At 73.1% G+C, this 23,963-nt stretch carries 21 protein-coding genes and 1 pseudogene; 15 read left to right on the plus strand and 7 right to left on the minus strand.

The window, feature by feature from the left end:
- Nucleotides 1-368: 368 nt before the first annotated feature.
- The 10 genes from MID12_RS02000 (at nt 369) to MID12_RS02045 (ending at nt 10,081) form a co-directional block, all read left to right on the plus strand.
- Entirely contained in the window at nt 369-1,655 is a 1,287-nt protein-coding gene (locus MID12_RS02000) for a glycosyltransferase (protein ID WP_263164479.1), read from the plus strand.
- A complete protein-coding gene (locus MID12_RS02005; protein ID WP_052482043.1) occupies nt 1,652-2,410 on the plus strand; it encodes an SDR family NAD(P)-dependent oxidoreductase in 759 nt (252 codons plus the stop codon). The genes MID12_RS02000 and MID12_RS02005 overlap by 4 nt, the downstream gene beginning before the upstream one ends.
- A 10-nt stretch (nt 2,411-2,420) precedes the next feature.
- On the plus strand, nt 2,421-3,602 hold the full coding sequence (locus MID12_RS02010; protein ID WP_263164482.1) for an MFS transporter: 1,182 nt from the start codon (nt 2,421-2,423) through the stop codon (nt 3,600-3,602).
- Between the two features lie 31 nt (nt 3,603-3,633).
- Nucleotides 3,634-4,668, plus strand: coding sequence for an ROK family protein (locus tag MID12_RS02015; protein WP_263164483.1), 1,035 nt, complete (start codon nt 3,634-3,636; stop codon nt 4,666-4,668).
- Nucleotides 4,665-5,762, plus strand: a complete 1,098-nt coding sequence (locus MID12_RS02020) for an alcohol dehydrogenase catalytic domain-containing protein (RefSeq protein ID WP_263164485.1) — start codon at nt 4,665-4,667, stop codon at nt 5,760-5,762. Before MID12_RS02015 ends, MID12_RS02020 begins: the two co-directional genes overlap by 4 nt.
- On the plus strand, nt 5,759-6,520 hold the full coding sequence (locus tag MID12_RS02025; RefSeq protein WP_263164486.1) for an SDR family NAD(P)-dependent oxidoreductase: 762 nt from the start codon (nt 5,759-5,761) through the stop codon (nt 6,518-6,520). The genes MID12_RS02020 and MID12_RS02025 overlap by 4 nt, the downstream gene beginning before the upstream one ends.
- Nucleotides 6,517-7,320 (plus strand): sugar phosphate isomerase/epimerase family protein, encoded by an 804-nt coding sequence (locus MID12_RS02030; protein ID WP_263164488.1) that lies wholly within the window; start codon nt 6,517-6,519, stop codon nt 7,318-7,320. Before MID12_RS02025 ends, MID12_RS02030 begins: the two co-directional genes overlap by 4 nt.
- Nucleotides 7,317-7,991 (plus strand): HAD family hydrolase, encoded by a 675-nt coding sequence (locus tag MID12_RS02035; RefSeq protein ID WP_263164490.1) that lies wholly within the window; start codon nt 7,317-7,319, stop codon nt 7,989-7,991. The genes MID12_RS02030 and MID12_RS02035 overlap by 4 nt, the downstream gene beginning before the upstream one ends.
- A 36-nt stretch (nt 7,992-8,027) precedes the next feature.
- Nucleotides 8,028-9,260 (plus strand): sedoheptulose 7-phosphate cyclase, encoded by a 1,233-nt coding sequence (locus tag MID12_RS02040; RefSeq protein ID WP_052482047.1) that lies wholly within the window; start codon nt 8,028-8,030, stop codon nt 9,258-9,260.
- A 275-nt stretch (nt 9,261-9,535) separates the two neighbouring features.
- Nucleotides 9,536-10,081 carry an NUDIX domain-containing protein gene (locus MID12_RS02045; protein WP_237282640.1) on the plus strand — a complete coding sequence of 182 codons (546 nt, stop codon included), beginning with the start codon at nt 9,536-9,538 and terminating at the stop codon, nt 10,079-10,081.
- A 218-nt stretch (nt 10,082-10,299) separates the two neighbouring features.
- Here the strand turns inward: MID12_RS02045 and MID12_RS02050 are convergent, their stop codons facing one another.
- Together MID12_RS02050 and MID12_RS02055 are read right to left on the minus strand one after the other, a co-directional pair.
- Nucleotides 10,300-11,259, minus strand: coding sequence for an NAD(P)H-quinone oxidoreductase (locus MID12_RS02050; RefSeq protein ID WP_263164494.1), 960 nt, complete (start codon nt 11,257-11,259; stop codon nt 10,300-10,302).
- A gap of 225 nt (nt 11,260-11,484) precedes the next feature.
- Complete coding sequence (locus MID12_RS02055) at nt 11,485-12,096, minus strand: TetR/AcrR family transcriptional regulator (RefSeq protein WP_263164496.1); 612 nt, start codon at nt 12,094-12,096, stop codon at nt 11,485-11,487.
- Between the two features lie 171 nt (nt 12,097-12,267).
- Between MID12_RS02055 and MID12_RS02060 the strand changes: the two genes are divergently transcribed.
- The 3 genes from MID12_RS02060 to MID12_RS02070 all read left to right on the plus strand — a co-directional run bounded on the left by MID12_RS02060 (nt 12,268) and on the right by MID12_RS02070 (nt 16,425).
- On the plus strand, nt 12,268-13,947 hold the full coding sequence (locus tag MID12_RS02060; protein WP_263164497.1) for a class I adenylate-forming enzyme family protein: 1,680 nt from the start codon (nt 12,268-12,270) through the stop codon (nt 13,945-13,947).
- Nucleotides 13,948-14,089: 142 nt separating this feature from the next.
- Nucleotides 14,090-15,325 (plus strand): acyl-CoA dehydrogenase family protein, encoded by a 1,236-nt coding sequence (locus tag MID12_RS02065; protein WP_263164499.1) that lies wholly within the window; start codon nt 14,090-14,092, stop codon nt 15,323-15,325.
- The gene (locus tag MID12_RS02070) at nt 15,325-16,425 is read left to right on the plus strand and encodes a phosphotransferase family protein (protein WP_263164501.1); all 1,101 of its coding nucleotides are present in this window, start codon (nt 15,325-15,327) and stop codon (nt 16,423-16,425) included. The genes MID12_RS02065 and MID12_RS02070 overlap by 1 nt, the downstream gene beginning before the upstream one ends.
- Before the next feature lie 22 nt (nt 16,426-16,447).
- Here MID12_RS02070 and MID12_RS02075 read toward each other — a convergent pair whose 3' ends face one another.
- A complete protein-coding gene (locus MID12_RS02075; protein WP_263164503.1) occupies nt 16,448-17,050 on the minus strand; it encodes a TetR/AcrR family transcriptional regulator in 603 nt (200 codons plus the stop codon).
- A gap of 96 nt (nt 17,051-17,146) precedes the next feature.
- Here MID12_RS02075 and MID12_RS02080 point away from each other — a divergent pair, with 96 nt between their 5' ends.
- Nucleotides 17,147-18,409, plus strand: coding sequence for an NADH:flavin oxidoreductase/NADH oxidase family protein (locus MID12_RS02080; protein WP_263164504.1), 1,263 nt, complete (start codon nt 17,147-17,149; stop codon nt 18,407-18,409).
- A gap of 288 nt (nt 18,410-18,697) precedes the next feature.
- Here the strand turns inward: MID12_RS02080 and MID12_RS02085 are convergent, their stop codons facing one another.
- The 3 genes from MID12_RS02085 to MID12_RS02095 all read right to left on the minus strand — a co-directional run bounded on the left by MID12_RS02085 (nt 18,698) and on the right by MID12_RS02095 (nt 22,481).
- Nucleotides 18,698-20,299: a succinic semialdehyde dehydrogenase gene (locus MID12_RS02085; RefSeq protein ID WP_263164506.1), complete on the minus strand. Its 1,602-nt coding sequence runs from the start codon at nt 20,297-20,299 to the stop codon at nt 18,698-18,700.
- Between the two features lie 18 nt (nt 20,300-20,317).
- On the minus strand, nt 20,318-21,235 hold the full coding sequence (locus tag MID12_RS02090; RefSeq protein WP_263164508.1) for an acetoacetate decarboxylase family protein: 918 nt from the start codon (nt 21,233-21,235) through the stop codon (nt 20,318-20,320).
- 274 nt (nt 21,236-21,509) lie between these two features.
- Nucleotides 21,510-22,481, minus strand: a complete 972-nt coding sequence (locus MID12_RS02095; protein ID WP_263164510.1) for an alpha/beta hydrolase — start codon at nt 22,479-22,481, stop codon at nt 21,510-21,512.
- A 209-nt stretch (nt 22,482-22,690) separates the two neighbouring features.
- Between MID12_RS02095 and MID12_RS02100 the strand changes: the two are divergent.
- A pseudogene (locus MID12_RS02100) lies at nt 22,691-23,113 on the plus strand (aldehyde dehydrogenase family protein); the annotation flags it as partial.
- A 196-nt stretch (nt 23,114-23,309) separates the two neighbouring features.
- On the opposite strand, the gene MID12_RS02105 reads toward MID12_RS02100, so the two are convergent.
- A complete protein-coding gene (locus MID12_RS02105; protein ID WP_040246354.1) occupies nt 23,310-23,963 on the minus strand; it encodes a winged helix-turn-helix transcriptional regulator in 654 nt (217 codons plus the stop codon).

The following is a 23,963-nucleotide window of genomic DNA, read 5'->3' on the forward strand; positions in this document are numbered from 1 at the left end:
GGTTTCGGCAAGGGGCGCAGCTTTTGATCCGACGGATTCCCTGGGACTTTTGGAGGTGCGGTGAACATCTCGACTTCTGCCCGCAGCGCCTCCGTTCCCCATGCCACCGTCTTTTGCGGCGGTCGGCGATGCGACCGGCGAAAAGGTCCGGGGCGACGAAGCCCGAGAACAAGAGGACAGACGCCCTGAGGAGGAGAACTACCGGGGCGGTCGGTGGTGTTCGCAAGCGCGCCGGGCAACGGCTCCCGCTCCGCCCCTGCGCGCCTCGGTCCCGCGCGGGACCACCCGAAGCGCCCGAGCCAACTCACCGAGGTCGGCAGCCCGTCATGGCCTGCCGCCGGCAATCGACGCAGAGCGAAGGAGAGCACATGCCGACACCGGCATGGGAGGTCGAACCCACCGGCGAGCGCCGGAGGCTCGTACACGTCAACGCGACGGCCCGCGGCGGCGGAGTCGCGGAGCTGCTGCACGGCCTGGTGCCCTGCCAGCAGGCCGCCGGGCTGAACGCCGGCTGGGCCGTGATCGGCGGCGACGAGGACTTCTACGCGGTGACCAAGCTCCTGCATCACCTGCTGCACGGCACGGCCGATCCGGACCGGCTGCGAGCCGAGTCGCTGCGGACCTACCGCGAGCGGCTGGCCGCGCAGGCCTCCTGGTTCACCGAGCGGCTCACCCGCGACGGCGTGATAGTCCTGCACGATCCGCAGACCCTCGGACTCGCACCGCTGCTGAGCGCCACCGGCGCCCGTGTCGTCTGGCACTGCCATGTCGGGGCGGACGTCCCCCCGGACCGGGGACCGGGTGCCGTCTGGCGCGCCTTCGCGGCCGAACTGTCCGCGGTCGACGCGGTGATCACCACCCTGCCGGAGTTCGCGCCCCCCTCCGTACCCCTGGCCAGGAGGTTCGTCGCCGCCCCGGCGATCGACCCCTCGGCCCCGAAGAACCGGCACCTGGAGCCGAGGGAAGTCGCCGCGCTGCTGGACAGGGCCGGACTCACCGCGGACCGCACGGCCCCGGACGTCAGGCTCGTCCAGCAGACGACGCTGCCGGCCGACGCCCGTGTCGTCCTGCAGGTCTCCCGCTGGGATCCGCTGAAGGACATGCCCGGCGTGGTGCGCTGCCTCGCGGGCCTCGCCCCGGATGTGCACCTGGTGCTCGCGGGCACCGACCCCACCGAGATACCGGACGACCCGGAAGGCCTGGCCGTCCTCGCCGACGTACAGCAGACGCTCGCCGGACTGGCCCCGGCGGACCGGGCGCGAGTCCATCTGGTCAATGTGTCCATGCGCGACCCGCTGGGCAACGCGCTGCTCGTGAACGCGCTGCAGCGCCGCGCGGACGTGGTGCTGCAGAAGAGCCTGGAGGAGGGCTTCGGCCTGACCGTGACCGAGGCGATGGTCAAGGGCCGGGCGGTGGTGGCCTCTTCGGTGGGCGGACTGCGGCAGCAGGTGATCCACGAGCGCAACGGGCTCCTGGTCGAGCCGACCGACCTCGCCGGGGTGCGGGCCGCGCTCACCCGGCTTCTCGACGACCCCGCTCTGCGCCGCCGACTCGGCGAGCAGGCCCGCAACGACACCCTGGAGCGCTACACGATGACACGGCTCGTCACGGACTACGGAGCCATCGCCGGCTCGGCAGAGGGGGCCCTCGCATGAGCGTCGCCGTCGTCACCGCCGCCAGCGGCGGAATCGGTCGTGCCGTGGTGCACACCCTGCTCGCGGAGAAGGTCGTCTCCCGGGTGATCGCCGTCGACGTGGCGGACCCGCCGGCCTCCCTGCCCGACGGCGCGGAAGCGCTGCGCTGCGACCTGCGCACCGAGGAGGGGCTTGCCGCCCTCGCCGAGGCCGTGCCCGAGGAGATCACCGTCCTCGTCAACGTCCTCGGCGGGGAGCGGCAGCCGCCGCTGGAGCCCATCGAGGACGTGGCCTGGCCGCCGCCGGAGGTGTGGGACGACATCGTCGACCTCAACCTCTCCGGCGTCTACCGGGTCACCCGGCTCCTTGCCGGACGCCTCCTGCCGGGCGGCGCGATCTGCCAGGTCAGCTCCATCGCCGCCACCATGCCCTGGGTCGTCTCGCCCGCGTACGGGGCCGCCAAGGCCGCCCTGGAGCACTGGAACGACTCGCTCGCCGTGCTCCTTGCCGACCGCGGGATCAGGGCCAACCTCGTCCGTCCCGGGTTCGTCTGGAGCCGCCAGTGGCAGCTGGTCGACCGGGCCGAGTTCGAGGAGGTGGTACGGGACCGGGTGCCGCTCCGGCAGGTCACCGGCACGACGCCGACCGACCGGGAGCAGACCGCGGACGACGTCGCCCAGGCCGTGTCGTTCCTCTGCTCCCCCGCGGCGGCGCACCTCACCGGTCAGGCCATCAACGTGGACGGCGGCGCGGCCCTCGTCCGCGCGGCCCGCTGAGAGGAGCGGCATGGAAAGCACCGCTCTGCCCCCGGCGGCCAAGCTGCGCGGCAGCACCGTCTTCCTGGGCTTCGGCGCCTTCGGACTGCTGTGGGGCCTGTACGCCGCGGCGCTGCCGGAGATCAAGGACAACACCGGTGTCTCGGACGGTGAACTCGGCACCGCGCTCGCCTGCGTGGCCCTCGCGGCGGCGCCCGCGATGTTCCTGACCGGCCGCCTCCTCGACCGCTACGGAAGGCCGGTGGCCATCGGCTCACTGGTCCTGTTCGCCGCGGTCGCCTCCCTGCCGACCCTCGCCACGTCCACGAGCACACTGGTCGTGACGCTTCTGCTCTTCGGATTCGGCTCGGGCTGCTGCGATGTGGTGATCAACAGCCTGGCGGCGACGGTCGAGGCCGAGACGGGCGGACGGGTGCTCAACCGGGCCCACGCCCTGTTCAGCGTGGGACTGCTCGTCGGCGCCGTCGGCACCAGCATCACCCACGCCCTCGGGGCGAGCGTCACCTGGCCGCTCGCCGTGCTGGCGGCCTGCACCGTCGTGGGCGCGTGGGCGCTCCGCACCAGGGTGCCGCCGCGCCTGGGCCGCGCCCCCCAGCCGGACCGGCCGACCGGGCGCCGCAAGATCGACAAGGTCGTGCTCGGCTTCGGCCTGCTCGCCGCGCTCGCCATGCTGGTGGAGAGCGGCGTCCAGCAGTGGAGCGCCGTCTTCCTGGCGGACGGGGTCGGCGCCGCGGACGGTCTGTCCGGCCTCGCACCGGGGGTGTTCGCCGGTTCGATGGCGCTGGGCAGGCTCGCCGGACACTGGCTGTCCACCCGGTGGTCCGACCGTGTCGTACTGCTGCTCTCGGGGCTGGTGTCCGCCTTCGGTGTGCTGGTCGTCGCCTGGTCGCAGCGGCCGCTGCTCGCGCTGGCCGGATTCGCCGTCACCGGTCTGGCCATCTCGGCGGCGGCGCCGACCGTGTACAGCGTGGCCGGACGCAACGCCCCGGCGGAGCGCCGCGGGGCCGTCATCGGCTCCACCGCCGCCATCGGCTACGTGGGACTCCTGCTCGGCCCCGTGGTCGTCGGCCAGGTCGCGGACTTCACCCAACTCCGCACCGCCATCGGCTCCTTGGTCGTGGTGTCCCTGGCACTGAGCGCCGCGGCCCTCCTGCTGCCGACGCCCGGGGCAGAAGACCGTACGGCCCAGTAGTCGCCACCATCGTCACCGGGGGGATTCCGCGTTGGACGCCACCACACCTTCCATCACCGTCTTCGACATCGGTGGAACGTATCTGCGCTGGGCCGACTGGTCGCCCGGGCACGGGCTGCGCGAGGTGCGGCGCAGACCGTCGCCGAGCCGGACCAGCCTGCCGGACGCCGCTGTCGACGAACTGCAGTCGGCGCTGGTGCGGGCCATGGCCGGGCCGGTTCCGCCCGGGGGTGTCGCCGGGGTCTCCTTCGGCGCGGCACTCGACCACCGCACCGGGACCGTGTACGCCTCCGCTCCGCTGTGGGGCGCGCACACCCGGCCCTTCGACCTGCTCGGGGCCCTGCGCTCGGCCCGGCCCGACGTGCGGTGGCATGTCGTCAACGACGTCACCGCGGCCCTGCTGCACGTGGCGGACTCGCCGACCGCGCACGACCGGGGCAAGATCCTGCTCGCCACCATCAGCACCGGCATCGCCTGCCGCACCATGGACCGGCGTACCGGTGGGATCCCGGTCGACGGCTGCGGTCTGCAAGGCGAGATCGGTCATCTGCCCGCCTCGGTCGCCCTCGACGGCCTTCCGGTCGAACTGCGCTGCGACTGCGGCGAGCCGGGCCATCTGGCGGCGTTCTCCTCCGGTCCGGGCATCCGGCGGCTCGGCGAGGTGGTGCGGGACCGCGCACCCGACCGGTGGGAGGCCTCCCGGCTCGGCGCCGGGCTCGCGGCCGGAGCGACCTTCGAGACGGCGCTCGCGAAAGCGCTCGCCGAAGGCGATCCGGTGGCGAACCGGCTGCTCGACGCGGCGACCGGCCCGGTGGCCGATGTCGTACGCACCGCGCTGTGCCTCGACCCGGGCATCGACCTCGTCGCCTTCACCGGCGGGGTCGCGACCGGTCTCGGCGACCACTACCGCGAGGCGCTCCTGAGACACCTGGACCGGGCCGGTCTCTATCTGACCAGCGAGCGGGAGCCCGGCTGGGTGCGCGAGCGCATCCTCGTCTGCGGACCGGGCGAGGCGGACGGCCTCGTCGGCGCCGGACTCGCCGCGCTGGCCGGGGAGGCGGCATGACCGAGCACCGCGCGATCATCCGCACGAGCACCACCGTGTCCGTCGGCCCGCGGCCCACCACGGCGCCCGGGCCCGGGGAGTTGAGCATCGCGACGCTGTACGCGGGCCTGTGCGGCACCGACATCCAGATGCTGCGCGGCCTGCGCGACGACCCCTCGCCGGTGATCGGCCACGAGGGGATCGCCCGGGTGGTGGCCGCCGGTGCGGGCGCGCCCGACTGGTGCGCCCCGGGCACCCTGGTGGCGGTCAACCCGACGCATCCGACGGACCCGGGCTTCCTGCTGGGCCACAACGTCGACGGACTGCTGCAGGAACGCACGCTGCTGCCCGCCTCCGCGCTCACCGGCGGCATGGTCCTGCCGCTCCCCGCGACCACGGACGTCGGCCTGGCCCCCCTCCTGGAGCCGCTCGCGGTGGTCCGCTACGCGCTGAGCGAGCTGCGCGCCTTCGCCCCCCGCACCCTGCTCGTCATCGGAGACGGCACGATCGGGCACCTCGCCCTCCGTGCCGCCCCCCGCTGGCTCGGCGAGGACGTACGGGTCGCGCTGGTGCACCACACCCCCGAGGGCCGCGCCTTCAGCCAGGCGCGGCCGCACCGGGCCGAACTGCTGCTCGGGATCGAGGAGTTGGCCGCCCGGCGGTGGGACGCCCCGGTCGCGGCCCTGCTGGCCACGCCCCGGAACGCGACCCTCGCCGCCCTGGAGGCCGTGCTCGCCGCCGCGGGGCCGGACCTCGCCGCGGACATCGTGGGCGGGCTGCCCCCGGGCGCGACCACCCCCTCGCTGCCCGGTCTCGACCTCGGTGCCGTCCGCGCGGCCAACTGCGGGGGCATCCCCGACCCGGCGCTCGTCACCACCACCGCACCGGGCGTGCGCCTGCTCGGGCACCGGGGCGTGGGCAACCGGCACCTGCTCGACGCCGCCGCGGAACTCGCCCGCGCCCCCGAGCAGTACCGGGACCTCATCACCCACGAGACGGACCTCGCCGGTGCGGCCCGCCTCATGCGGAGCCTGGCGGGCTCAGGGCACCGCCTCTTCGACGGCCGACGCCTCGTCAAGCTCGCCGTGCGCGTCAACGACAGGGAGCAGACATGACGACAGACACCCCGCTCGCCGGCCACCGCGCCCTCGTCGTCGGCGGCTCCACGGGCATCGGCCGCGGCATCGCCGACGCCTGGGCCGCCGCGGGCGCCGAGGTGGTCGTCTGCAGCCGCAGCCGCCCCACCGGCCCCGGCGCCGAAGCGCTGCGGTGGGAGGCACTGGACCTCACCCGGCCCGAGCAGGCACACCCGCGGCTGTACGAGCTCGCCTCCGGGCCCCTCAAGGCCGTGTGCTTCGCCTCCGTCCACTACGGCGCCGGGCGCGCCCCCTTCAGCGAGGTCGCCGAACAGGAGTGGCTGGACCAACTGGCCGTCAACACCACGGGCCTGTGGCACACCCTGGCGGCGAGCCTGCCGTCGCTGCGTACCGCCGCGCCCGGGCTCTTCCTGGGTGTCTCCTCCGAGGTCGCCTTCAACGCCGGTCCGGGCAGGTCCGGTTACGCCGCGACGAAGGCGGCGTCCAAGACCCTCCTCGACTCGGTGGCCCAGGAGGAGGACAGCGCGGCCGTACGCATCGTGCAGGTGCTGCCCGCCGGGATGGTGGACAGCCCGGGCATCCGCAACCGGCGACCCGAGGACTTCGACTTCAGCTCGTACATGAAGCCCTCCGACTTCGGCACGCTGGCCCGGGAGTTGGCCGTGACCTCCGGGGAGAAGTACCACGGCGACTCCCTCGTGGTCGGCGGCGACGGCCAGTGGTGGTCGGCCTACGGCTCGGCGCCGGTCTCCCAGACCCGGTCGGTGCGCTCATGAGCTGCCGATTGGCCCTCGCCGAATGGCGGCTGCCCGCCTCGGGGCCCGAGGCGCTGCGGCTGGCCCGGACGGTCGGAGCCGACGGTCTGCAACTGGACCTCGGCGGGCCCGGCCGCGGCGAGTGGCTCGACGGGCCCGGCCGGATCGACGCGGTGCGCGCCGAGGCGGAGTCGACCGGAGTGCGGCTGCTCGCGGTCGCCGGGAACCACCTCAACGATGTCGGCCTGATGTCACCGGCCGCGCGCCCGGTCCTGGAACGCCTCCTGGACACCGCCGCCGCGCTCGCTGTGCCGCTGGCCTTCGTGCCCAGCTTCCGCCGCAGCGCGATCGAGGCACCGGCCGACCTGGAACGCACCGCCGAGGTGCTGGCCTGGGCCGCCGGAGAGGCCGGGGCCCGCGGTCTCCTCCTGGCGAGCGAGAACGTCCTGACCGGCGAGCAGGCTCGCGCGCTGGTCCGGCGGGTCGGCTCCCCCGCCTTCCGCGTGGTGCTCGACACGTTCAACCCGGTCGCGGCCGGGCTGTCCCCCGAGGTGCTGGTCGCCGAACTGCACGACGTCCTGGCCGACCAGGTCCACCTCAAGGACGGCCCGCCGACCACCGGCGCGACCCCGCCCCTGGGCAGCGGCACCGGACGGCTCGACGACACCCTCCGTGCGTTGCACGTACACCAGGTGCCGGTGCGGGCCGCGGTCCTGGAGAACGACTACCGCGACGGCGATCGGGCCCGGCTGCTCGCCGATCTGCGCTGGGCGCGGCAGCGCACCGCCTCACTCGCCACGACCTCGGGGAAGGAAGAATGAGCACTCCGTCACTGCCGGTCGCCGTCGTCACCTCGGCCCTGCTCTTCGACATGGACGGCACGCTGGTCGACTCCACCGCGGTGGTCGAGCGGACCTGGCGCCGCTTCGCCCGCAGACACGGCGTGCGCGCCGAAGAGATCCTCGCCGTCTCGCACGGCCGCCGTACGGAGGAGACCGTCGCGCGGTTCGCCCCCGCGGACGTCGACGCCGCAGCGGAAGCACGGCGTGTGATCGCCGAGGAGGTCGAGGACACCCGGGGGATCACCGCCATCCCCGGTGCCGCCGAACTCCTCGCCTCGCTGCCGGAGTCCGGCTGGGCCCTGGTGACCTCCGCGGGCCGCCGGCTGGCCGAGGCGAGGATGCGCGCCGCCGGGCTTCCCCTGCCGCCCGTACTCGTCAGCGCGGACGACGTCGCCCAGGGCAAGCCGAACCCGGAGGGGTATCTGCAGGCGGCCCGTCGGCTGGGGCGCTCCCCCGAGTCGCTCGTCGTCTTCGAGGACGCCGAGGCGGGGATCCTCGCGGCCCGGGCCTCCGGCGCCAGAACCGTCGTGGTCGGCCCGTCCCGCTGCGAGGCCGCCGAGGGGCTCGACCACGTGACCGACCTGCGGGACGTCCGGGTCGACATCGACACCTCGACCGGCCGGCTGCGGGTGTCCCTGCGAGCCGACTGAACCACCACCCGGTTTCCCACGGAAGGACAACAGAGAATGACCGGTACGAGCCTGACCGACACCTCCTCCGGCCTCTACTTCAGGGACCACTCCCAGGGGTGGCTGCTGCGCGCCCAGAAGCAGATCAGCTACGAGGTCCGGCTACGGGACGGAATCTTCCGCCCCGAGTGCACCGACCTTCTGGAGCAGGGGGCGGGAACCCCCGGGCGATCACGCCGCTTCGTCGTGGTGGACAGCAATGTCGACTTAATGTACGGAAATCGCATCCGGTCCTATTTCGACTACCACGGTGTCGACTGCTCGATCATGGTGGTCGAGGCGAACGAGACGCTCAAGAACCTGGAGACGGCGACCCGCATCGTCGACGAGATCGACGCCTTCGGCATAGCCCGCCGCAAGGAGCCGCTGATCGTGATCGGCGGCGGCGTACTGATGGACATCGTCGGCCTGGTCGCCAGCCTGTACCGCCGGGGTGCGCCGTTCGTACGGGTTCCCACCACCCTCATCGGCCTGGTGGACGCCGGGGTCGGCGTCAAGACCGGCGTGAACTTCAACGGCCACAAGAACCGGCTCGGCACCTACACGCCCGCGGACCTCACGCTCCTGGACCGCCAGTTCCTGGCCACCCTGGACCGGCGGCACATCGGCAACGGCCTCGCCGAGATCCTGAAGATCGCCCTGATCAAGGACCTCAGCCTGTTCGCGGCACTGGAGGAGCACGGACCCACCCTGCTCGACGAGAAGTTCCAGGGCAGTACGGCGGCGGGCGACCGGGCCGCGCGGTCGGTGCTGCACTCCGCGATCCACGGAATGCTCGACGAACTGCAGCCCAACCTCTGGGAGGCCGAGCTCGAACGCTGCGTCGACTACGGGCACACCTTCAGCCCCACCGTGGAGATGCGCGCCCTGCCCGAGCTGCTGCACGGCGAGGCCGTCTGCGTGGACATGGCGCTCACCACCGTCATCGCCTGGCGCCGCGGCCTGCTCACCGAGGCCCAACGCGACCGGATCTTCGCGGTGATGGCCGCACTGGAGCTGCCGAGCTGGCACCCCATCCTCGACCCGGACGTCCTGGTGAACGCCCTCCAGGACACCGTGCGCCACCGGGACGGACTGCAGCGGCTGCCGCTGCCGGTCGGAATCGGCGGCGTCACCTTCGTCAACGACGTCACACCCCGGGAACTGGAGGCCGCGGTCACCCTGCAGCAGGAACTGGGGGACGCGCGGACACCGAAGACGAGCGGGGACCGCGGCGGCAGGAACCTTTAGCCGTCCGCAGCCTCCCGCCCGGATGCCGGAGAATCACCCTCGCGGAAACCCGGAACCCCGGAACCCGCACACCACGGCCGCGACCCGCGACCCCCGACTCACGACCACGACCACGACCACGACCACGAAGGAGCCGACACCATCCACACGCAGTCCTACGCCCAGGAGCCCCTCGGAGGCCGCTCCGCCCGGCTGCCCACCGTCTCCGGAGCGTCCCGCGGGGCGCGCGGACCCGGCGGCGAAGAGGGCGCCGACGACCTCCCGGCGGTGGCCCGGTGATCGAACCGCTGCGCTCCCGCGAGGTCTACCGCAACGCGTGGATGACCGTACGGGAGGACGACGTCCGGCACAGCAACGGCCACCAGGGCATCTACGGAGTGGTGGACAAGCCGGACTACGCCCTGGTCATCCCCCGCCAGGGCGACCGGCTCCACCTGGTGCAGCAGTACCGCTACCCGGCCGGCGGCCGGTTCTGGGAGTTCCCCCAGGGCTCCTGGCCGGGCGGGCGCTCCCCCACGGACCCGAGCGAACTGGCCCGCACCGAACTGCGCGAGGAGACCGGGCTGCGGGCAGGCCGGATGACCGGCCTCGGGCGGCTCCATGTCGCGTACGGATACGCCAGCCAGGGCTGCCATGTGTTCCTGGCCGAGGACCTGGAAGCAGGCGAGCCCGAGCGTGAGGCGACCGAGTCCGACATGCGGCAGCGCTGGGTCGACCCGGACGAGTGGTGGGCCCTGATCCGGGCGGGCGAGATCACCGACGCGGCCACCATCGCCGCGTTCGCCCTGCTCAGCCGACCGGAATCGGCCCCGGGCACCTGACGAGGAGGCACGGGCCACGCCGCCCCGTGGCGGTACGGGCACGTCCGACCGCGGCCCGTCCCGTTCGTGGAGGCGCTCCACGACCAGGGCGGGCCGCGGTCGGGAGCGCTTCCGTACCCGGGTGCGCGCCCGGGCGCCGCAGGGCACCTGCCTCGGGCCGGACTTGGCTCCGGCCCGACTCAACTCGGCGCGGCCGACCGGGAGTTCCACCGTAAGGATCAGTCGTTGACCAGCAGGATCTTGCCGATGTGCCGACCGGTGTCCATGAGCCGGTGGGCCTCGGCGGCCTCGGCCATGGGCACGGTCCGGTCGACGACCAGCTTCACGGTGCCGTTCTCGATCAGCGGCCAGACCTTCTCCTGCACCTCGGCCACGATGGCGGCCTTCTGCGCCGCGGACCGGGTGCGCAGGGTGGTGCCGTGCACGGAGAGGCGCTTGAACACCAGGTCGGCGAGGTTGAGTCGGCCCTCCAGCCCGTCCTGGAGGCCGATGACGACCAGGCGGCCGTCCGCGGCCAGGGACCGGACATTGCCTGCCAGGTACGAGCCGCCGACCACGTCGAGGATCACGTCGTAGGGGCCGTGCTCGGTGAAGTCCTGGGTGCGGTGGTCGACGGCCAGGTCGGCGCCCAACTCGCGGGCGCGCTCGGCCTTTTCGGGGCTGCCGACGGTGGTGACGACGCGGGCGCCGATCGCCTTGGCGATCTGGATCGCCGCGGTGCCGACGCCACCGGTCCCCCCGTGCACGAGGAAGGTCTCGCCCTCCTTCAGGCCCGCGGTCATGACGATGTTGGACCACACCGTGGCGACCGCCTCCGGCAGGCCCGCCGCCTCCACCAGGCCGATGCCCTGGGGCACGGTGAGCAACTGCCCCGCGGGGACCGCGACCTTCTGCGCATAGCCTCCCCCGGTGAGCAGCGCGCAGACCTCGTCGCCGATTCTCCAGCCGGTCACTCCGGTGCCGACGGCGCTGATCCGGCCGGAGACCTCAAGGCCCGGGTACGGCGAAGCGCCCGCGGGCACCGGGTAGAGGCCCATCCGCTGCATGACATCGGCCCGGTTCAGCGCGCCGGCCACCACGTCGACCACCACTTCACCGGCGGCGGGCGAGGGGTCGGGGACCTCGGTCCACTCCAGGACCTCGGGGCCGCCGGGTTCCTTGATCGACACTGCCTTCATGATGCTCCGTTCAGGGCTGGGCTGAGGGACTCCCGCGCAGGTCCGGGACGGGTGCTCACGGGCACCGGGAGGTGCGGCAGATGACCGCCGGGGACCGCTACACCCGGAGTCCAATGTTTACACCGCACACATTACAGAGCAGGAGTGAGCAGTGTCAACATCGAGCGGCGTCCGACGACCGGGCCCCGGGCCGACCGGGCCCGGGATCACCTCACCGAAGGGCACTCACGGCGCGCCGACCGTCATCCGCGTCATGGCGCGGTACCGCTCGGCCAGCTCGTGCGGCGTGAGCGCGCCCTCCGCGCGGTACCACTGGGCGACACCGGTGCACATGGTGACGATCGCCCGGCTGACCTCGCGCGGGTAGGGGGTGGTGAAGACCTTCCGCGCGACCCCGTCCGCCAACACGCCGTCCATCAGGCGCTGTTGGCGGTCGCGGGCGCCGATGTAGGTGGCGCGGGCGTCCCCGACGAGGCTGCGGATCTCGCTGTACGCGATGAAGGCGAGGTCCCGCCGGTACGCGTGGAAGAGCACGAGGCACTCCACGAGCAGGTCGAGGCGCCGCTGCACATCCGACCCGGCCTCCTCCAAGGCGGCTTCGCTGCGCTGCCGGAGGTCGTCCATGGCGTAGGAGACGACGGCGACCAGCAGGGCCTGCTTCGAGGGGTAGTGGTAGTACAGCCCCGGCACGGAGAGCCCGGCGCGGGAGGCCACCGTCCGGATGGTCGTCCCGTGGTAGCCGTGCTCCATGAAGCAGGCCAGGGCGGTCTCCAGGATCGGCGGCAGCCCACTGCCCGCGTACGTCCTCCAGGTCGTCCCAGCGTCGGCCTTGGTCACAGCGCTCCTCTTGCCCCGGGTCCTCGTCGCCTCGGCACGCCAGTATGCAGCGTCGTACCGTCCGCGCCGCGAGCAGACCTCTTGACAGGGGGCAGCCCTCCCTTCACGCTCTGACCGAGCGATCGCTCGGTCAGTACCCGGGCGGACGGATGTGGGTGGGAGGGACGAGAGATGACCGTGCCCGTGGAGCCGCCGTGGGGCGCGCCGCTCCCGAACGGAACCGAGGTGAGGATCGGCCAGGGCTCCCTGGTGGACGCCTGGCGGGCGCGGGTGGCGAGGAATCCGGGCGGTATCGCGCTGCGCTACTTCGACGGCGCCATGTCGGCGCGGGAGGCGGACGCCGCCTCCGACGCCCTCGCGGCGGCGCTCCAGGCCCGGGGCACCGGACGCGGCGACCGCGTCGGCGTCTGTCTGCAGAACATCCCCCAGTACGCGCTGGTGCTGCTCGCCCTGTGGAAGCTGGGCGCGACCGCCCTGGGGATCAACCCGATGTACCGGCGGCAGGAGCTGCGCCGCCTCGTCGACGACTCCGGCGCGACCGGCCTGGTCTGCGCGGACACCGAGGCCGAGCAGACCCGCGACGCCCTCGCCGGGAGCACGGTCCGCTGGCTGATCAGCACCTCGGCGCTGGACCACCAGGAGCGCGACGACCCGCGGGTCTTCCCGACGAGGCAGCGCCCCGCGCCCGCGCCGGACGGCGATCTACGGGCGCTGATCGAGGAGTTCGCGGGCGCCCGTCCGGAGCCGGTGCGGCCGACCGCCGACGAGGTCGCGCTCCTGACCTACACCTCCGGCACCACCGGGCCGCCGAAGGGTGCCATGAACACCCACGGCAACATCCTGCACGTGGTGCGGACCTACGCGGCCTGGACCGGTCTCGCCGAGGGGGACGTGGTGCTCGCCCTCGCCCCGCTGTTCCACATCACCGGCGCGGTGGTCAACGCGAGCCTCTCGCTGCTCACCGACACCACCCTCGTCCTCGCGGGCCGGTTCCGTCCCGAGGTCGCCCTCGACGCCATCGCCGAGCACGGGGTCACCTCCACCATCGGCTCCATCACGGCGTACCACGCACTCTACGAGGTGCCGGGCGCGGGGCCGGAGCACTTCGCCTCGGTGAAGGCCCTCTACTCCGGGGGCGCCCCGATCCCGCCCGCGACCGTGGAGAGGTTCCAGGAGCGGTTCGGGGTCTACCTGCACAACGGCTACGGGATGACCGAGACCAGTTCCGCGGTGATCACGGTGCCCCCGGGGCGGCGGGCCCCGGTGCACCGGCCGAGCGGCACCCTCTCCATCGGCCTGCCCCTGCCGGGACTCACCGCGCGGGTCGTGGACCCCAGCGGCGATCCGGTGCCCGGCGGGCAGCAGGGCGAACTCGAACTGAGCGGCCCGCAGGTGGTACCCGGCTACTGGCAGCAGCCCGGGGCCACCCAGGAGGCCATGCCCCAGGGCCGGTTGCGTACCGGCGACGGCGCGATCATCGACGAGGAGGGCTGGGTCTACCTGGTGGACCGGCTCAAGGACCAGATCAATGTCTCCGGTTACAAGGTCTGGCCGCGCGAGGTCGAGGACGCCCTGTACGAGCACCCGGCGGTGCACGAGGCCGCCGTGGTGGGAGTGCCGGACGACTACCGCGGCGAGACGGTCGTCGCCCATGTCTCGCTGAAGGCGGGCCACCGGGCCACCGCCGAGGAGCTGATCGCCTTCTCGCGCGCACGCCTCGCGGCCTACAAGTGCCCGCGCGAGGTCCACCTCCGCACCGAGCTGCCCAAGACCCAGACCGGCAAGATCCGCCGCGCCGAACTCCGCGAGGCCGGTGGCGGCGGACCCGCCTCCTCCGCCGCGGAGGGCTGACGATGCGTCAACAGCACTGCACACAGGGCGAGTTCGCCGTAGGTACCGCCGATGTCGGCCGCGCGGTCGCGGGCGGCGCCGCGTGACGAGCCACCCGCACCCCGGACCCGGCGAACCGCCCGGCCCCGAAAGGACCTTGGCCATGACCTCACCTCATCTCCCGCCGCAGGTACGGGAGTTGATCGGGCGTACGCGCCGGTTCGTACGGGAGGTGGTCATCGAGGCGGAACCGGCGCCCGGCGAGCGCCTCGACCCGGCCACCCGCGCGCGGTTGCAGGCGGCGGCGAAGGCGGCCGGGGTCTTCGCGCCGCAGGTGCCGAAGGAGTACGGCGGACAGGGGGTGCCCCTGGAGCACTGGTCCCCGGTCCTCCAGGAGGCCGGTTACTCGCCGATCGGGCCGAGCGCGCTCAACTGCATGGCACCCGACGAGGGCAATATGCACATGCTCCACCTCATCGCGACCGAGGAGCAGAAGCGGCGGTATCTGCACCCGCTGGCCGCCGGGGAGATCCGCTCCTGCTTCGGCATGACCGAACCGCACCCGGGCGCCGGCTCCGACCCGGCGGCGCTGCGGACCACCGCCACGCGGACCGGCGGCGGCTGGGTCGTCAACGGGCACAAGCGGTTCATCAGCGGTGCGGTCGGCGCCGGTTTCTGCATCGTGATGGCGCGGACCGAGGCGGTGGAGGGAGCCCCGGCGGGGGCCACCATGTTCCTGGTCGAGATGACGAACCCCGGGATCCGGGTCGGCGAGGCGATCCACACGGTGGACCGGTACATCGACGGTGGGCACCCGCATCTCCACCTGGAGGACTGCTTCGTCCCCGAGGAGGCGGTCCTCGGGGAGGTGGGGCTCGGCTTCCGGCACGCGCAGGTGCGGCTCGGACCGGCGCGGCTCACCCACTGCATGCGGTGGCTGGGGCTGGCGCGGCGCTCGCTCGACATCGCCCTGGACCGGGCCGAGCGGCGGGAGTTGTTCGGTGCCCCGCTGAAGTCGCTCGGCCTGGCGCAGAACCTCCTCGCCGAGTCGGTGATCGACATCGAGACCTCCGACGCGATCATCACCAAGACCGCGGCGCTCCTCACCGAGGACCCCAAGGCGGGATCCGCGATGTCCTCGGTCGCGAAGGTGCACTGCTCGGAGGCGGTCTTCCGGGTCGTCGACCGCGCCCTCCAGCTCTGCGGCGGGGACGGGGTCTCGGACGGGCTGCCGCTGGCCCAGTACCTCAACGAGGTGCGCCCGTTCCGGATCTACGACGGATCCAACGAGACGCACAAATGGGCCATCGCCCGCCGGGCCTCGGCCCGCAGAAAGGCCGCGGTCGACTCCGGCGAGCCGTATCGGGGCGAGGCCGCCGTCCGGAAGGGGGACGCCTGATGCACACCGTCCCGGACGGAGTGGAGGTCGTCGCCGACCGGGAGCGGGCCGAGCGCCTCGGCGCCCCTCCCCTCCTGGTCGTCGACGCGGTCACCGCCTTCCTCGACGCGCACGGCCTCGGGCGCGGACCGCTCGCCTGGCAGCGCATCGGCGAGGGCCACTCCAACGTCACCTATCTGATCCGGCGCGGTGGGGACTCCTTCGTACTGCGCCGGGGTCCCCGCCCGCCGCTGCCGAAGTCGACCCACGACATGGTCCGCGAGGCCCGTATCCAGCGGCTGCTGCGGGAGCGGGGGGTGCCGGTGCCGGAGATCCTCGGCGTCTGCGAGGACGAGTCGGTCCTCGGCGTGCCCTTCTATCTGATGTCCCATCTCGACGGCACGGTCGTCACCGACACGGTTCCGGCCCACCTCTCCTCGGCCGAGCAGCGCGGGGCGACCAGCCGGGCGGTCGTCGACGCACTCGTCGCCCTGCACCGTATCGATGTGAGCGGCGGTGAACTGGCCTCCTTCGGCCGCCCCGAGGGCTATCTCACGCGCCAGGTCGAGCGGTTCACCGGGCTCTGGGAGATCAACACCACCCGCTCGCTGCCCGCGGTGGAGCGGATCGCAAACTGGCTCGGCCGGAATCTGCCGACCGGCGGACGGGCGGCGGTGGTGCACGGCGACTACCGCATGGGCAATCTGATGTTCGCCCCGCGGGCGCCCGCCCGGGTCCTCGCCGTCCTGGACTGGGAGATGGCCACCCTCGGCGACCCCCTGGCGGACCTGGGCTACCTCACCGCCACCTACGCCGAGCCGGGCACCCCCCGCACTCCGCTGGAGCTCACCCCGGTGACCCGGGAGCCCGGCTACCTGCCCCGGGCCGGGCTGATCGAGCGCTACCGCGCGGGGACGGGCCTCGACCTCACCCCGCTCCCCTGGTACCAGGCGCTCGCGCTCTGGAAGGCGGCGATCTTCTGCGAGGCCATCCACACCCGGTGGCTGCGCGGGGAGCGGCCCGAGGACACCGCCTTCGGGCCCTCGCTGGAGGCGGGAGTCCCCCGGCTGCTCGACCTGGCCGCGCGGTACGCGGGCCTCGCCACCGGCGGCCGCGACTGATCAGCCTCCGGGACGGGTCGCCCTATGCGGACCGGGTCGCCGCGGGCAGCGCCGAGGCGACCGTGAAGAGGGACTCGACGGCGGCCCGGACCTGGGCGGCGACCGCCTCGGGGGTGGAGCTGTCGAGCTTGCCGTCGAGGTGCAGGAACGCCAGCCCGTGCACGAGGGCCCAGACGGTGGTCGACAGGGCGACCGCGTCGGCCCCGGGGAAGACGGCGTGGACGATGCCCCGGACGTACTCCGTGATGGCGGCGGTCGCGCTCACCCGGTCCGCGCTGCTCGGATCGCAGGGCTCCGCGAACATCGCCCGGAAGAGCGCCGGGTGGTCGAGGGCGAAGCGTACGTAGGCGACGGCGATCGCGATGAGGTCCTCGGGAGTGGTGGGCGAGGGGTGCGCACCGGCGAGGTCCTCGGCGAGTTCGCGGTAGCCCTGCGCGGCGACCGCGGAGACCAGCGACTCGCGGTCCGGGTAGTGCCGGTAGGGGGCCGTGGCCGACACCCCGGCCCGCCGGGCGACCGCCCGCAGCGACAGCGCGGCGCTGCCGTCCTCCTCGAGGAGCTCCCGCGCGGCCTGGAGGCAGGCCGCCGCCAGATCGCCGTGGTGGTACGCCGCCGCTTGCGGCATAGGTCACACTCCCTCATGTTTACGGCGCTTACATTGCCCCTCTAATGTGTGCAGCGCAAACATCGTAGGCGATTCACGCTGCAGAGGGAAACCAGGATGACCGACGAACTGTTCTCCCCGCTCGCCCTGCGCTCCGGGCAGGTGCTGGGCAACCGGACCGCCAAGGCGGCCATGGAGGAAAACCTGGCCGGCGGCGGCCAGCTGCCCGGCAAGGAGCTGCTCACGCTGTACCGGCGCTGGGCCGCCGGCGGCACCGGACTGCTGATCACCGGCAATGTCATGGTGCACGCCGAGGCGCTGACCGGCCCCGCCGGGGTCGTCCTCGACGAGGCCTCGCCGCTGGCGCCCTTCGCCGAGTGGGCCCGGGCCGGAAAATCCGGCGGCGGGAAGCTGTGGATGCAGCTCAACCACCCCGGCCGCCAGATCCAGGCCGATATGCCCGGCGTCGTCTGGGGCCCGTCCGCCAAGGGCGTCGAACTGGGCAGGCACAGCAGCCGCTTCGGGCGGCCCCTCGCGATGACACCCGAGCAGATCGAGGCCACCGTGACCCGCTTCGCCACCACGGCGGCCCGGGCCGAACAGGCGGGCTTCGACGGCGTCGAGGTGCACGCCGCGCACGGCTACCTGCTCTCGCAGTTCCTCTCCCCGCTGGTCAACACGCGTACGGACCGGTGGGGCGGCTCCCTGGAGAACCGGGCCCGGATGCTGCTCGACATCGTCCGCGCCGTCCGCGCCGCCGTCTCACCATCCTTCGCGGTCGCGGTGAAGATCAACTCCGCCGACTTCCAGCGCGGCGGCTTCGACGCCGACGACGCGCGCCAGGTGATCGCGCTGCTCGAACCGCTCGGCGTCGACCTCGTCGAACTGTCCGGCGGCAGCTACGAGAGCCCCGCGATGACCGGCCGCCCCGCCGACGCCCGCACGCAGGCACGCGAGGCCTACTTCCTGGACCTGGCGAAGGGCCTGGCCGGGACCAGCCCGCTGCCGCTGATGCTCACCGGCGGCATCACCCGCCGGGAGACCGCGCGGAAGGTGCTCGACAGCGGAGTGGCGCTGATCGGGATGGGCACCGCCCTCGCCGTCACCCCGGATCTGCCCGCCCGGTGGCGGGAGGGCCGGGAGGCCGACCGGCAGCTGCGGCCGGTGACCTGGTCGGACAAGGCCCTCGCCTCCTCCGCGAGCATGGCCCTGGTCCGCCACCAGCTGCGCCGCCTCGGCCGCGGCAGCAACCCCCGCCCGGGCACCCACCCGGCGCGCGCCCTGCTCACCGAGCAGTTCCGCCGGCGCAAGGCGCTGCGCCGCTACCGCGCCTGGCTGCCCACCGCGGGGGACACCGCCCCGGCCGACCGGCCCGCCTGACCGCGCCACCGCCTGACCGGGCCACCGCCGGGCGCCCCGCCACCGGGGCCCCGGCCGCCCGGCCCGCCGCGGCAGGAACCCGGCGGATGCCGGTCGTACGAAACCGCGCAGACGCCATAGGAAGAGGCACCGCTCCACGCGGTGCCTTCGCTCATGTGCTCGGGTGGGCGGACGTGTCACGTACCCGCAGGTGGCACGTAGGCCGACTCGGCTGCGGGACGTCCGACCGGCCCGGCGGCGGGCACCCGAGGACGTCTCCGGTACCGCGACCGCCGGGCAGCCGGTCCCTCAGCGGACGCCCGCCGCCTTCAGGACCTTCAGCGCGCCGGTCAGCAGGGTCGCCCAGGTCTCGGGCGAGATGCTCGGCGGCGCGGTGAACCCCTGGACGCGCTGCTGGGCGACGGTCTGGGCCTCGGTGTACTTGAGGATGCCGTCGGCGCCGTGCCGGCGGCCGAGCCCCGAGTCGCCCATGCCGCCCATCGGTGAGTCGACGCTCCCCCAGGCGGCGGCGAAGGCCTCGTTGACGTTGACGGTGCCGGCGTGCACCCGGGCGGCGACCGCCCGGCCCCGGGCCCCGTCGCCGGTCCAGACGCTGGCGTTGAGGCCGTACGCGGTGGCGTTGGCCCGGGCGATCGCCTCCTCCTCGTCGCGGACGGGGTAGACCGAGACGACGGGCCCGAAGGTCTCGTGCTCGTAGAGCGTCATGTCCGGGGTGACATCGGTGAGGACGGTCGGCTCGTAGAAGAGCGGCCCCAGGTCCGGTCGCGCGCGCCCGCCCGCGAGGACGGTCGCGCCCTTGGCCACGGCGTCCTCGACATGCGCGATCACGGTCTCCAGCTGGGACGGGGTGGTCAGCGAGCCGACATCGACGCTGTAGTCGTACGCCGCGCCCAGCTTGAGCTCCTTGGTACGGGCGGCGAAGGCGGCGAGGAAGCGCTCGTGCAGGGACTCGGCCACGTACAGGCGCTCGACGGACACGCAGAGCTGGCCGGCCGAGGGGAAGCAGGCGGCTACGGCGCCCTCCACGGCCCGGTCGAGGTCCGCGTCGTCGAGGACGATCATGGGGTTCTTGCCGCCGAGTTCGAGGGAGGCGCCGATGAGGCGCTCCCCGGCGTCGCGGGCGATCCCGCGCCCGCTGGCGGTGGAGCCGGTGAACATCACGAAGTCGGCGTTGTCCATCAGCGCGCCGCCGATGGAGCTGCCGCGGCCGACCACCATCTGCCAGACACCGCGCGGCAGACCGGCCTCCTGCATCAGATCGAGCGCCCACAGCGCGGTGAGCGCGGTCTGGGTGTCGGGCTTCTGCACGACGGCGTTGCCCGCGATGAGCGCCGGGATGGCGTCACCGGCGGCCATGCTCAGGGGGTAGTTCCACGGTGAGATGACCGCGACGGCGCCCTTGGGGTGGTGCAGCTCGGTGGTGTGGGTGAGCAGCGGGATCGCACCGCGGCGGCGCTTGGGTTCCAGGTACCGGGCGGCGCTGCGCGCGTAGTACCGGGAGGTGATCGCGATGTCCATCACCTCCAGGAAGGCGTCCCGGCGGGTCTTGCCGTTCTCGGCCTGCATCAGGTCCAGCGCCTCGTCCTGGCGGGCGACGACGAGGTCGTGGAAGCGCAGCATGATCTTCTTGCGCTCGCGCAGGGGCGTGGCGGCCCAGGCCTTCTGGGCGGCCCGCGCCCGTACGAAGGCGTCCTCGACGTCCTCGGGCGTCGAGACCGGCAGCTCCGCCAACGGGGCTCCGGTGTACGGGGCGCTGGTGGTGACGGTCGCGGCGCCCGGCGCGGCCGTGACGCCCGTGGCCAGGCGCTCGATCCGGGCCGGGGTCAGCGAGGCGGGCAGGGCCCGGTCGGGGGTGAGGGTGGTCAGGGGGGTGTGGTCGGTGGTGACCATGGCAGGAGTCCTCATTCCTCAGTTGCGGCCCGGGACCGAGGTGGGCACCGGCATGTGCAGGGCGAGCTGGCCCTCGGTCATGACGTCGAGCTGGATGTTCCTCATCGGCTTGAGCGAGCGCAGGTCGTCGGAGACGCGCCCCTCCCCGAGCCGGAGGTCGACCTCGCGCGGGAGGCGCTCGGTACCGGCCGCGAGCACATGGGTCTGGCTCAGGGTCGAGTGCCAGGCACCGTCGATCGACGTGTACGAGGTGAGGGCCGAGACGCGTGCACCGCTCGGGTGGACCGACTGGGCCGGGGTGGGCGCCGAGAGGGACACATCGGTGCCTCCCTTGTCGTCGGCCACCCGTGCCGTGCTCCGGTGGGCGTCGATGTCGACGTCGAGTCCGGTGACCCACTTGGGGAAGCCGTAGCCGTCGTGGCCGCGGACCTGGGCGATCTCCGTGCTCACCAGCAGGGACAGCACATAGGTGTCGAGGTGGTCGTTCTTGAGCGCGGTGACGAGGTCGAAGAAGCCGAGCCTGCCGTGCCGGGCGGGCTTCACGGCGATGCCGACGGCGGCTTCGGTGTAGAAGTCGATGTCGCAGACCTCGTAGCGGAAGAACATGAGCGAGACGAGGCCGAGCCCCGGCGCGACCTCCAGCGGCGACAGCTCCTCGGGAAGACGGGAGCGGATGTCGCGGGAGCGGGCGAGCATCGTGAGCCTCGCGGTCGAGACGCGGTAGTAGAAGTTGGGCGTGAGGGTGGACCCGATCGGGGAGTCGACCCGGGTCTTGGGCAGCCTGCGGAAGAAGTCCACGCCGCTGACGCGGGGGTCGCGGGCGATCTCGTCGAGGTCGGTGTCCATCCGGTAGCGGTCGTAGAGACCGCCCTTGGGGACGGTGACCGTGCGGCCACCCAGGTCGACCTTGACTGTTTCCTGCTGGGGCGATGACATCTGCGGTGCTCCCGACTCGTATGTTTACGGTGCATACATGAGCGTAGAGGGGAATGTAAGCACCGTCAACACTGGGGCCGCTCCCCCTGTCCTTCCCGGGCCCTCTCTCCCTCCCAGGCCCCGGCGGGCTCGCCCGGGCGCGCGGCCCGGACAGGCGAAACGTCCGGGCCCGCCCGCGCCGGGAAGGCGCCGACGGGCCCGGATCGTGCGGCCGCCCGCACTTCGGGTGGCGCGGGCGGTGCGGCCGCCCACAGGCCGCCCTGCTCAGCCGCCGTCAGTCGTGCAGCGCCGCCTTCAGGGCGTCCACGGCGAGCTTGCGGGCGACGTTGGCGGCGCGGGTGTCGCGGAGGCTGTCCAGGAGCAGGAAGTCGTGGACCATGCCGGCGACCCGGACCGAGGTGACGTCCACCCCGGCCTCGCGCAGCTTGTTGGCGTACTTCTCGCCCTCGTCGCGCAGCACATCCGCCTCGTCGGTGATGACCAGGGTGGTGGGCAGGCCCCGCAGGTGCTCCAGGGGTGCCTGGAGCGGGGAGGCGTACGGCTCGGCGCGCTGGGCGGAGTCGGTGGTGTAGGCGTCCCAGAACCACTTCATGCCGTCGCGGGTCAGGTAGTAGCCCTCGGCGAACTGCAGATAGGACGGGGTGTCGAAGTCGGCGTCGGCCACCGGGTAGAGCAGCACCTGGGCCTTGAGGTCGATCCCGCCGCGGTCCTTGTTCATCAGCGCGAAGACCGCCGACATGCAGCCGCCGACCGACTCCCCGGTGACGGCGATGCGCGAGGTGTCCAGGCCGTGCTCGGCACCGTGCTGAAGGACCCACTGGCCCACCGCGTAGTTCTGCTCCACCTGGGTCGGGTACTTCGCCTCGGGCGCCCGGTCGTAGACGGGGAAGACCCCGGCGGCGCCCGCGCCGACGGCGAGTTCGCGGAAGAGGCGGTCGTGGGTCCGGTCGTCGCCGAAGACCCAGCCGGCGCCGTGGATGTAGAAGACCACGGGCAGCGGCCCGCTCGCCCCCTTGGGCTTGATGAGGCGCGTACGGACCGTGCCCCACTTGCCCGCGTCCACGTCGACCCACTCCTCGTCGACCTCGGGCCGGGGCACACCCTCGCCGGTCTGCAGGCCGAGCAGGATGTCGCGCCCCTTCTCCGGGGGCACCTCGTAGATCCGGGGGTGCGGGTCGGTCGCTTCGGCCAGCTCCTTCGCTGCGGGTTCGAGGTACGGCGTCACAGGCGGCGGAAGCTCGGTCATGTTCACTCCATGTCACGAACACTTGCGTGCCCTGTTCGAGCGGCCCCGATCGGCCGCGAGGTGTCTTCGCTCTCAGGCAGAAACGCCCCCCATGCCATGGTCTCGCCCGGTTTGGGGAGTGCAACCCGGGCCGGGGCCGGGCCAGGCACCGGCCGCACCGGGCAGCGACCGGTTCGGGCATCGGCCGACTCAGGCACCGATCAGGTCAGGCGCCCGCGCACTATCGGCTGACGCTCACCCTGAACCCCCTGGTCGGCGCCCTGGCCGCGGGAAACGCCGCCGTGGTCAAGCCGAGCGAACTGGCACCCGCCACCAGGGCCCTGCTCGCCGAGCTGCTGCCCCGCCCTGTGGAGGCCGTCGCCGTCGTCGAGGGAGCCGCCGAGGAGACGACGGCTCTGCTCACGCGGCGCTTCGACCACCTCTTCTGCACCGGGAACGGCGCGGTCGGGCGGATCGTGGCCGCCGCTGCCGCGCGGAACCTCACCCCGACCACCCTCGAACTCGGCGGCAAATCGCCGGTGTTCGTGGACGAAAGCGCCGATATGGCCGGCACCGCACACCGCCTGGTGTGGGGCACGTTCACCAACGCCGGGCAGACCCGCGTCGCCCCCGACTACGTACTGGCCACCCCGGGCGCCCGGGACTCCGGCGAACCGATGGCCCGGGCCGCCGAGCACCCCAGCACCCGCCCCGCCCTCACTCCCGGAGTCATCGGCCCCACCGAGGCTTACGGTCTCGACACCCTGCGCCGGGCCTGCGCCGAGATCGGGCTCCGTACCATGCAGCCCCGGCGGTTGCTCAACGGCGGCCCACGGAGCGGGAGTTGCCTCAGCCGCCGCCCAGCACTCGCGCCAACTCCCCTTCGCCCGCCACCTCCAGACGCCCCCGGGCCACCGCCTCCGGGAAGGTCAGCTCGGCGCGGCTGAGTGCGGCGCAGGTGGCGGCGTCGAGGCGGAGCCGGGCCGCCGGGGCTTCCGCCTGGCCCTCGCCGTAGACCGGGCCGCCGTCCGTACCGAGGTGGAGATGGAACTCGCCCTGGTCCAGGTCGACTTGGACGGTGCCGGGGCCGGTGTGCAGGGCCTCGATCCGGGCCAGGAGGGGCAGCGCGAACCAGTGCGCCCGTACCGCGTCGGTGGGGCGGGGCTCGGTGAGAGCCGGGGCGCCCCACTCGCCGAGGGCCTGGAGCACCGGGAGCAACTGCCGTCCGCGCGGGCTGAGTTCGTAGACCTGGGCGGAGGAGGGCGGCGGGAGCCTGCGGCGGGTGGCGAGGGACTCGCGCTCCAAATCCTTCAGACGGGAGGCGAGTACGTCGGTGCTGACGCCCGGCAGGTCGGCGTGGAGATCGGTGTACCGGCGCGGTCCGGCGAGGAGTTCGCGCACGATCAGCAGGCTCCAGCGGTCCCCTATGGCGTCGAGCGCGCGGGCCGCGGCACAGAACTGGTCGTAACTGCGGCGCCCCTCCTTGCGTGGCGGTCGTGGCAT

Origin of the sequence: Streptomyces sp. SCSIO ZS0520, assembly GCF_025643355.1 — a bacterium.
GTDB classification, from domain to species: domain Bacteria; phylum Actinomycetota; class Actinomycetes; order Streptomycetales; family Streptomycetaceae; genus Streptomyces; species Streptomyces physcomitrii.

Coding starts and splice junctions, on each gene's coding strand:
- MID12_RS02000 (WP_263164479.1), top strand. CDS start 369: ATGCCGACACCGGCATGGGAGGTCGAACCCACCGGCGAGCGCCGGAGG.
- MID12_RS02005 (WP_052482043.1), top strand. CDS start 1,652: ATGAGCGTCGCCGTCGTCACCGCCGCCAGCGGCGGAATCGGTCGTGCC.
- MID12_RS02010 (WP_263164482.1), top strand. CDS start 2,421: ATGGAAAGCACCGCTCTGCCCCCGGCGGCCAAGCTGCGCGGCAGCACC.
- MID12_RS02020 (WP_263164485.1), top strand. CDS start 4,665: ATGACCGAGCACCGCGCGATCATCCGCACGAGCACCACCGTGTCCGTC.
- MID12_RS02025 (WP_263164486.1), top strand. CDS start 5,759: ATGACGACAGACACCCCGCTCGCCGGCCACCGCGCCCTCGTCGTCGGC.
- MID12_RS02030 (WP_263164488.1), top strand. CDS start 6,517: ATGAGCTGCCGATTGGCCCTCGCCGAATGGCGGCTGCCCGCCTCGGGG.
- MID12_RS02035 (WP_263164490.1), top strand. CDS start 7,317: ATGAGCACTCCGTCACTGCCGGTCGCCGTCGTCACCTCGGCCCTGCTC.
- MID12_RS02040 (WP_052482047.1), top strand. CDS start 8,028: ATGACCGGTACGAGCCTGACCGACACCTCCTCCGGCCTCTACTTCAGG.
- MID12_RS02050 (WP_263164494.1), bottom strand. CDS start 11,259: ATGAAGGCAGTGTCGATCAAGGAACCCGGCGGCCCCGAGGTCCTGGAG.
- MID12_RS02060 (WP_263164497.1), top strand. CDS start 12,268: ATGACCGTGCCCGTGGAGCCGCCGTGGGGCGCGCCGCTCCCGAACGGA.
- MID12_RS02065 (WP_263164499.1), top strand. CDS start 14,090: ATGACCTCACCTCATCTCCCGCCGCAGGTACGGGAGTTGATCGGGCGT.
- MID12_RS02070 (WP_263164501.1), top strand. CDS start 15,325: ATGCACACCGTCCCGGACGGAGTGGAGGTCGTCGCCGACCGGGAGCGG.
- MID12_RS02075 (WP_263164503.1), bottom strand. CDS start 17,050: ATGCCGCAAGCGGCGGCGTACCACCACGGCGATCTGGCGGCGGCCTGC.
- MID12_RS02080 (WP_263164504.1), top strand. CDS start 17,147: ATGACCGACGAACTGTTCTCCCCGCTCGCCCTGCGCTCCGGGCAGGTG.
- MID12_RS02085 (WP_263164506.1), bottom strand. CDS start 20,299: ATGGTCACCACCGACCACACCCCCCTGACCACCCTCACCCCCGACCGG.
- MID12_RS02090 (WP_263164508.1), bottom strand. CDS start 21,235: ATGTCATCGCCCCAGCAGGAAACAGTCAAGGTCGACCTGGGTGGCCGC.
- MID12_RS02095 (WP_263164510.1), bottom strand. CDS start 22,481: ATGACCGAGCTTCCGCCGCCTGTGACGCCGTACCTCGAACCCGCAGCG.
- MID12_RS02105 (WP_040246354.1), bottom strand. CDS start 23,963: ATGCCACGACCGCCACGCAAGGAGGGGCGCCGCAGTTACGACCAGTTC.